Origin of the sequence: Flectobacillus longus, from assembly GCF_030056705.1 — a bacterium.
In the GTDB taxonomy this organism is placed as follows: domain Bacteria; phylum Bacteroidota; class Bacteroidia; order Cytophagales; family Spirosomataceae; genus Flectobacillus; species Flectobacillus longus.
In genome coordinates, this window is the sequence record NZ_JASHIC010000029.1 from 106,104 (window position 1) to 113,603 (window position 7,500).

The 7,500-nt window shown below is 34.0% G+C and carries 6 protein-coding genes; all 6 read left to right on the forward strand.

Translation table 11 applies throughout. The annotated features are described in order from the left end of the window. Positions 1 to 244 precede the first annotated feature (244 nt). The 6 genes from QM491_RS20530 (at position 245) to QM491_RS20555 (ending at position 7,381) form a co-directional block, all read left to right on the forward strand. The gene (locus QM491_RS20530) at positions 245 to 1,762 is read left to right on the forward strand and encodes a serine hydrolase domain-containing protein (RefSeq protein WP_283329403.1); all 1,518 of its coding nucleotides are present in this window, start codon (positions 245 to 247) and stop codon (positions 1,760 to 1,762) included. A 512-nt stretch (positions 1,763 to 2,274) separates the two neighbouring features. Then, the gene (locus tag QM491_RS20535; RefSeq protein WP_283329404.1) at positions 2,275 to 4,725 is read left to right on the forward strand and encodes a TonB-dependent receptor; all 2,451 of its coding nucleotides are present in this window, start codon (positions 2,275 to 2,277) and stop codon (positions 4,723 to 4,725) included. 370 nt (positions 4,726 to 5,095) lie between these two features. Further along, entirely contained in the window at positions 5,096 to 5,857 is a 762-nt protein-coding gene (locus tag QM491_RS20540; RefSeq protein WP_283329405.1) for a YwqG family protein, read from the forward strand. A 76-nt stretch (positions 5,858 to 5,933) separates the two neighbouring features. Then, positions 5,934 to 6,317, forward strand: coding sequence for a DoxX-like family protein (locus QM491_RS20545; protein ID WP_283329406.1), 384 nt, complete (start codon positions 5,934 to 5,936; stop codon positions 6,315 to 6,317). Continuing rightward, complete coding sequence (locus QM491_RS20550) at positions 6,314 to 7,063, forward strand: DUF2071 domain-containing protein (RefSeq protein ID WP_283329407.1); 750 nt, start codon at positions 6,314 to 6,316, stop codon at positions 7,061 to 7,063. The genes QM491_RS20545 and QM491_RS20550 overlap by 4 nt, the downstream gene beginning before the upstream one ends. A 117-nt stretch (positions 7,064 to 7,180) precedes the next feature. Next, entirely contained in the window at positions 7,181 to 7,381 is a 201-nt protein-coding gene (locus QM491_RS20555; RefSeq protein WP_283329408.1) for a YgaP family membrane protein, read from the forward strand. The last annotated feature ends 119 nt before the right edge of the window (positions 7,382 to 7,500 follow it).

The window sequence follows — 7,500 nt, forward strand, 5'->3', positions numbered from 1 at the left end:
TTTGCGGATATAGGGTTAAGGATTTCGGATATTGTTTTTTTGTAAAATAGGATTCGAAAACTAGCCTATACATCCGAAATCTCAAATTCGAAATCCCAAATCGAATAGAATTTTTCCACTATTTGCTATATAATTCAGTTGACAAACCCTTCTTTTACAAGAAGGGTTTTGTTTTTGTTTAGAGATGAAATATTTGTTTTTCAGAGCCTAAAAGGCTATTTTAGAGAAAAATCAATGATAAAATATGCGCAACTTACCTCATCAACGAATTTTAGGATTAGCCTTGGGTCTGGGTTTATTTTTCCAAACTCAAGCACAATCTTTTGAAGAAAGAAAACAACAGGTTTCTCAAGCTCTCCCCTTAGTTGACCAATTATTTAAGGAATATGCCGAGAAAAATCATTTCCCAGGCATGAGCTACGGAATTGTTCTAGACGGAAAACTGATTCATGCAAAAGGTGTTGGATTGGCGAATCTTGACCAAAATATTCCTGCCACACCACAATCTGCTTTTAGAATAGCAAGTATGACCAAAAGTTTGACTGCTATGGCTATTGTCAAGCTACGTGATGAAGGAAAACTCCAAATGGACGACCCAGTTTGGAAATATGTTCCTGAAATGAAGAATCAAAAATACGCTACCAAGGATTCGCCTACCATTACAGTCAGAAATCTCCTCACACATTCTGCTGGTTTTCCTGAAGATAATCCTTGGGGAGATAGGCAATTAGGAATTTCAGAGAAGGAATTTACAGATTTCTTAAAAAAAGGAATTAGCTTCTCTACAGCCGTAGATACCGAATACGAATATAGTAATTTGGGTTTTGCACTACTAGGTGCTATCATAAAAAAAGTCTCAGGAATAACCTATCAGGAATACATCAACCAGCAGATTTTAAAGCCATTAGGCATGAATCATACCTATTGGGAATACACCAAAGTGTCACAGAAGGAATTGGCATTGGGCTACCGCTGGTTGGACGGCAAGTGGATTCCACAACCTTTAGAGCACGATGGCGTATATGGTGCTATGGGTGGGCTCATTACAACAATGGAAGATTATGGCAAATATGTTGCATTCCATCAAGCAGCTTGGCCAACGAGTGATGCTTCAGAAACAGGCCCTATCAAAAGAAGTTCGGTACGAGAAATGCAGAAGCCTTGGCAATTCAATAATCTCAACGCCAATTATCAATATCAATCAGGTAAAAAATGTGCGATGGTAAGCGCTTACGGATATGGTTTACGTACGTCTGTGGATTGTGATGGACGTCGTATGGTCGGACATAGTGGTGGTCTGCCAGGTTTTGGGAGTCATTGGTATATTTTACAAGATTATGGTTTGGGTGTTATTTCATTTGCCAATAATACCTATTCGCCAATGAGCTATATCAATATCCAAATTTTGGATACACTTTTGGCTACCACCAAACTTGAACGTTATCCTATTCAACCCGCCAAAGTTTTGGAAGAGCGATATATTCAATTGGTAGATGCTGTAAAAGATTGGGGAAATGCGAAAAGTATGAAAATATTTGCAGTTAACTTTTTCGATGACTATCCAATGTCAATTTTAGGAAAGGATACCAAAAACTTTCAAGAAAAAGTGGGCAAGGTGGTTAAAATTCATCCTATTGATCCTCAAAACAAATTGAGAGGTAGTTTCGTAGTTGAAGGAGAAAAAGGCAAATGCGAAATCAGTCTGACACTTTCACCTGAAACGCCTGCATTGATTCAGGAATATCATTTTAAATTACTGTAATCACATTACTTCTGGCGACTTGTGTCGCCAGAAGTAATGTTCTAATTTTTTGGTTTGATAAAATTAAACTGTATTCGCTTAATCCTGTTGCTAGCAATATACATTACACCTAACTATAACACCTATAAACATCTCCTTCTATCTATATGAAAATTATTTCAGCATCGATTAAAGCACTTTTTTATAAAACTGTTTCTAAATTTTAAATTAGTACTGAACCAAAGTTTTACCGTATTGCAGGTTTGATTGCTAATTTCAAAATATGTACATATACCTTTACTTCACAAAATTCGATTCAAAAAGGTAAATCATATTTCCGAAATCTAACATCCGCTATCCGAAATGGATAATTTTGGATAGCCCCCTCTCCTCTCCACAATCAAATCTTCTAAAAATCCTATTTCGAATCTTATTTTAATTTATTCTAAATAAAACTTGTACAATAGTTTTACGACATATACATTTGTGCATCTATTTAAAATAAGTCTAAATATCAATAATAAATAAGTTATATGAAAAGTGTTTTTTTACTATTGTTATGTCTATTTACGCAAATTATTTATGCTCAAACAGGACAAATTGCAGGCAAAGTTTCCAATAATGATGGTCAACCAGCGGCGTTTGTATCTATTCAAATAAAAGGTAGTAAAAAAGGAACTACTTCGGACGAACAAGGGAAATTTGTTATTTCGAATCTGAAAAGTGGAAATTATACATTAGTCGCCTCTTTTGTAGGTTATAAAACACTTGAGCAAAAAGTTGTAATTGAAGAAGGTAAAACATTGAACCTTTCTCTCGAATTACTTGAAAGCTCAGAAATGATCAAAGAAATCGTAGTATCGGGTAGTTATATTGCTAACCGTACACCTACTTTAGGCAAGGCAAATATTCGTCCTTTAGATTTACCTCAAAGTACTGGAGTAGTGACAAGTACCGTCATTGCGGACCAGCAAGCCATCAGACTTGGTGATGTGGTAAAAAATGTAAGTGGAGTATCGCAAACTGAAACTCGTGGTGGTGTTGCCGAAACATTTTCTTCTCGTGGATACAGTGTAGGTATCGCAGGTGCAGGAGGTAGTATTTTTAAAAATGGAACAATTAGTAATACGATGGGTTTTCCTGATGCTAGTACCTTAGAATCAGTTGAAGTAATGAAGGGTAGTTCTGCTTTGTTATATGGTAATGTTTCTGGTGGTTTGATTATCAATATGGTCACTAAAAAACCTCGTTTCGACTGGGGTGGACAAGCCTCTATGCTTTTGGGAAGCTACAATCAGTACAAGCCAACGCTTGACGTTTATGGACCAATTAGTAAAAACCTTGCCTTTAGAGTAGTAGGAACTTATGAAAATGCAAAAAGTTATCGTGATGTTGTAAAAACTGAAAGAACTTACGTTACACCTTCGTTGCTTTATAAAATCAATGACAAAACGGATGTTTTATTGCAAGTAGATTATTTGAAAAGTAATATTGTACCAGATGCTGGAGTAGGGACACCAAATAGTAGAATCACTATTACAGAATTACCAGATGCACCTCGAAATCGTTTTATAAATACAAGCTGGGCTTATAATAATACTGAGCAGACATCAAGCTTTTTGACAATCAACCATAAGTTTGATACAAATTGGAAATTGACTGCAATTGGTTCGATTCAAAATACTGAAGTCAAGGGCTTTGGAGTAGGTGTACCTAGTGCAATTGCATCTAATGGTGATTACACACGTACATTGAGTGCCGTTCATACAAGTGAGAAAGATTACACAGCTCAAATAAATTTGAATGGAAACTTTAAGACAGGAGCAATAAGTCATCAATTATTAGTGGGAACTGACTTTTTAAGAATTTCTAACGTGAGTCATAGTTTTAAATTTACCTCTGCAACTGGGGTAGTAGGTACTGCTTATGATAAAATCAACATTTATGATTTCTCAAAATATGTAGCACGTACCGACATTCCTACAATCGCAGATACCGCTCGTACAACGACTCCGCAAAATCGCTATGGCGTTTATGTGCAAGATTTGCTAAGTATTACAGCTAAATTTAAGATACTAGCAGGATTGAGATACTCATATCAAACAGCATTCCAATCAACTATTTTAAATCTTGAAAAAAATGTAGAGCGTCGTGGGACTACTGCCGATAAATCGGATGGAGCTTTTTCACCGAAATTAGCCTTGATTTACCAGCCATTGAAAACAACGTCGGTATATTCATCATACAGCAACAGTTTTACGATTAATACTGGTACAGATATTAATGGAGATAACCTCAAGCCTTCAATCATTAATAACTATGAAATCGGTGTTAAAAATGAGTTTTTAGATGGTAAATTATCTGCTAATTTAAGCGTATATAAAATCATCAATAGCAATTTTGCTCAAACGGCACTTTTTGATAAAAACGGAAACCCAAATACCAATACAAGCATTAGAGAATTATCAGGCGAAACTACAAGTGATGGTTTTGAGGTTGATTTCAATGGTATCTTATCGAAAAACTTTTACTTTTTACTTGGTTATGGATATAACTATATGCGATATACCAACACAACTGGTGCAGTTGGTTCACAAGTAGAAGGCGAGCAACTTATCAGAAGTCCAAGAAGTACAGCCAATGGTTCGATATTTTATACTTTTGATAATACCAAACTAAAAGGTGTGAAGTTGGGATTGTCAGCATTTTATACTGGAAATCGATTTGCAGGTAATAACAACGTAGTTGGTTTGAATGGTGGTTTAAATAATACCACCGCCTCATTGAGTTCATACAACGCTTTGATTCCACTATCTGGTTTTGTAACAGTTGATTTCTCTGTTGGTTATACATACAACCAAGTGTCATTTTTAGCAAAGGTTTCAAATATATTTAACGAGATGAATTACATCGTTCACGACCGCTATAGTATTAATCCTATTGCACCTCGCCAATTAGCGTTGACTGTGAATTATAAATTCTAATTTCGATTTTCAGGAAATCCTTACATAGGAATAAAATAATCAAAAAAGGCGTTCGAAAAATTCATTTCGAACGCCTTTTTTGTAAATACTAAATAAATGCCTAACATTTGAGTCATTTTATACATATCTAATTAAATCGCCATTGAGGATTTTATCATAAAATTAGCAATATAAATAGTAAACATATTTAAGGTTTTAAAGCAAAGTTTAATGCAGAAAATCGTAAAATAAATTTCTTTTTTAATATAAATAAAAAAGTTAAATTACCATTAATACGAAAGAAAAAGTGCTTCTTCTTTTTAAAAAAGTTGTTGAAAATTTTATTGAATCCCTTTTAACTTGACTTCAGTAGTCCTAAATAATCACAAAAATGATACCCTATTTTCTAGAAAATCTTGCTCCACAGATTGAATCATATAAACTGGACTCTGTTAAAATTTTGGCTCATCCATTAACAGCAGGACAAAAGTTAGAAATAAAACAAAGTAAATTTTTAGGACTTCCATACCTACCTAATAATCAAAAATACCCCACTGGTTTGGATGGAACACCTATGATATTGCTAGCACAAATTAACTTTGCTGAGGTTCCAGCACTTGAAAACTACCCTGAAAGTGGAATATTACAGTTTTTCATTCATCCAACAGATTGGTATAATATGAGTCAGAATGATTATAAAATTCTTTATCATGACACAATAAGTGATGATTATCAAACGGATTTCAATTTTTTGTCGGATAAAACCTATGAAGAAAGCCCAATATATTGTGAACATTCATTAACATTTACGAAAGAAACAGAATATGGAAGCATCACTGATTTCAGATTTGAATTAGATTTTAATGGTCTTGATTATTATGATTATAAGGAGACATTAGATAGTACTCAGCAAGAGCAATTGGACAATTTTTTTTATATTATCGGACATAAAATTGGAGGTTATGCTTTTTTCACACAGTCTGACCCACGAGATTACGGCACAAATTTAAAAAATGATGTGTTACTACTTCAAATTGATACAGATAATGAAATAATGTTTGGAGATAGTGGAGTAGCAAATTTCTTTATCAATATTCAAGACTTGAAGAATAAACATTTTGAGAAGGCTTACTTTAATTGGGACTGTTGTTAAAAAGATATTATCTCATCGAATACTCATTTATTTGAATTAGTCTTCTTGCCACCCTTACATAAAACTAAACTCTGCCATGAATCAATCGCTCCATGACTACTTTCGGCATTTTATTGCTACAGTTTGGCTTCTGAATGGACTTTATTGTAAGGTTTTGGGGCAGGTTCCGAGACATGAGCAGATTGTAGAAACTATTCTTGGTAATACTTACAGTCATGAACTAACCATTGTCATCGGGGTGCTTGAGATATGCTTGGGTTTTATTATCTATCTTAATTTTCAGCCGAAGTTTATGGCTATTTTCCAAATTGTGATTGTTATGTCCATGAACCTTATTGAGTTTCAATTAGCTCAACATTGGCTTTTATGGGGTGCTTGGAACTTAGTTTTTGCAATGCTTTTTTGTACAATGATATACGTACATACATTTGTATTTAAACCTTTTGAAAAGCAAAAATGATTTTTTTCCAAAAACTATCATCTCACCCTTTTCCTGTACAGGCATTTTTCGAACAGTCTTTTATAGTTACTTGTGCAGTCGAAAAAAGTATTCTTGAAAAATTAATTCCTGCACCCTTAAAACTTGATACTTTTCAAAACCATTGGGGGTTTGTGGCTATGGCATTGGTAGAAACTAAAAATCTTCGTCCCAAGGGTTTCCCTTCCATTTTGGGAAATGATTTTACACTTATTGGCTATAGAATCTTTGTAAGATATACCAACGTCAAAGGTAAAAATCTTAGAGGCTTGTATATTCTTAAATCTGAAACAGATAAAAGAAAAATGGAATTTCTGGGAAATATTTTCACCAACTATCAATATAAAACTATTGATATTCAGAAAAGTATTCACACAAATAGCATTCTATTTCTCTCAAAGTCAGGCGGATTCGATATCTGTTTAAAGACTGATATTGAATCAGATATTGAGTTACCGACAAATTCTCCATTTGCCAATTGGCAAGAAGCTAGGCGATTCGCTGGACCATTACCGTTTACTTTTTCAGTAGATAATATGAGAAAAGAAGTGGTAATTGTCGAAGGGAAAAGAGAGTTTTGGCAACCTAGACCCATCGAAATACTCAAATTTTCAAGTAATTATATCGAACATATTACCAAGAACCAATTTCAAATTGCTAGCGGATTTGTCGTTGAAAATATTCCTTACGAGTGGAAAGCAGGTAGGATAGAAAAGTTTGAAATTTAAAATAAACTTCTCAAAAACAGGTTTTTATGTAACAATTATCACTGTATGACATTTGAATAATAGGGATATTTATGACATCATTTAAACCCTTTTATATTCAACCAAACATTTCATACTATGAAAAAGAACATGGGAAATACCGACAAATTGATTCGTATTATCATTGCTATCATTGTTGCAGCATTATACTTTACGGGGACACTCACAGGTACTATTGGAATCATTGCAATGGTTATTGCAGGCGTATTTGTTTTGACTAGCCTCGTTAGCTTTTGTCCACTTTATACCCTCTTTGGAATATCTACTTGCAAAAAATAGTGTCTAGTCCTGAAAAAAGTTGACAAGGATTAGATTATAAAATTTGATTAATATTAGCCTCGGAAGGACTTACTTTCGAGGTTTTTTTCTTCCATTTTATTAATGGTATTTCTTTTTGC